The sequence below is a fragment of the Pricia antarctica genome, from assembly GCF_900101815.1.
In the GTDB taxonomy this organism is placed as follows: domain Bacteria; phylum Bacteroidota; class Bacteroidia; order Flavobacteriales; family Flavobacteriaceae; genus Pricia; species Pricia antarctica.
This window is the reverse complement of record NZ_FNAO01000041.1, coordinates 1-1,362: the sequence shown is the minus strand read 5'-3', so window position 1 is coordinate 1,362 and position 1,362 is coordinate 1. Positions and strand designations below refer to the sequence as shown.

The 1,362-nt window shown below is 51.5% G+C and carries 1 pseudogene; it reads right to left on the bottom strand.

Annotated elements, in window-relative coordinates:
- Positions 1-135: 135 nt before the first annotated feature.
- A pseudogene (locus BLT07_RS20570) lies at positions 136-1,332 on the bottom strand (IS256 family transposase); the annotation flags it as partial.
- Positions 1,333-1,362 lie beyond the last annotated feature (30 nt).

The following is a 1,362-nucleotide window of genomic DNA, read 5'->3' as shown; positions in this document are numbered from 1 at the left end:
GGGTGTGTAAATTAAACTCTGTCCGGTTCATTTTTTCTCCATTCCAAAATTGGTCAGATCTTTTATCTGACCGGTTTTGGAATGCGACCTAGCGTCAGCGCCACGTATCGGGGCGCCCCTGTTGATGTCCAGACCGATACGGTCCCCAAATTTAATATAAAGTTGCTGAACGGTCAAGCTCCAATTGTGCAACGGGCTCGTCCACTTCCTTTCGATGTTCTTGGTGGCGAGGTACACCAGTTTGAGCAGGGCCATATCACTGGTGAACGCGCCCTTGGTCTTGGTCACCTTGCGGACCTGACGGTGGAACCCTTCCACGGCATTGGTGGTATAAATGATCTTCCTGATGGGCTCGGTGTACTGGAAGTACTGGGACAGTTGCTCCCAGTTGCGCTGCCAGCTCTCGATGACCACGGGATATCTGCTCCCCCATTTCGTTTCAAGTTTCAGGAGTTCGTCCTCCGCCACTTCTTTGCTCGTCGCCCGGTAGACCGTTTTCAGGTCGCGCATGAACTCCTTTTGGTCTTTTGAGGCAATATATTTAAGGGAGTTCCTTATCTGGTGTACGATGCAGAGCTGTACCTGTGCCTTTGGGAACACGCCCAGTATAGCATCGGTAAATCCCCGCAGGTTGTCGGTACAGGCTATCAGTATATCCTTCAGTCCACGGTTGTTCAGGTCGGTGAGCACCTGTAGCCAAAAGTTGGCGCCCTCGCTCTCGGAGATGTACATGCCCAGAATTTCCTTGCGGCCTTCCTTGTTTATTCCCAGGATATTGTAAAGGGCCTTATGGGTTATCTTCCCGTCCACCTTGACCTTGTAGTGCATGGCATCGAGCCATACGATACAATAGAGCGGTTCCAAGGGGCGGTTCTGCCATGCCTTGACGTCGGGTATGATCCTGTCGGTTATCTGGCTCAGCACGGTGTGCGAGATATCGGTGTCGTAGATTTCCTTTATATGCGAGGAGATGTCGCGATAGCTCATGCCCAGGCCGTATAATCCAATGATCCTGTCCGATAGATTATCCGCCAGGATGGTCTGTCGCTTTTTTACCAGTTCCGGCTCGAAACTGCTCTGCCTGTCCTGGGGCGTTTCGATATCGAAGGTGCCGTAGCCGCTCTTGATGGTCTTTTTGCCCTTGCCGTTGCGTTTGTTCCCAAAGCTGCGCTGGGCCTCGCCGAGATGGCCTTCCATCTCCGCTTCGAGCGCTTTCTCGATGACGTTCTTCAGCATAGGGGCGAACGCGCCGCCCTTGCCGAAAAGGTTCTTGCCCGACATGAACTGGTCAAGTACCTTTTTCTCGAATTCCGTTTGTTCTTCTTTTCTCATGGTTCTGTCTGAATAAAATTAATGATTAAA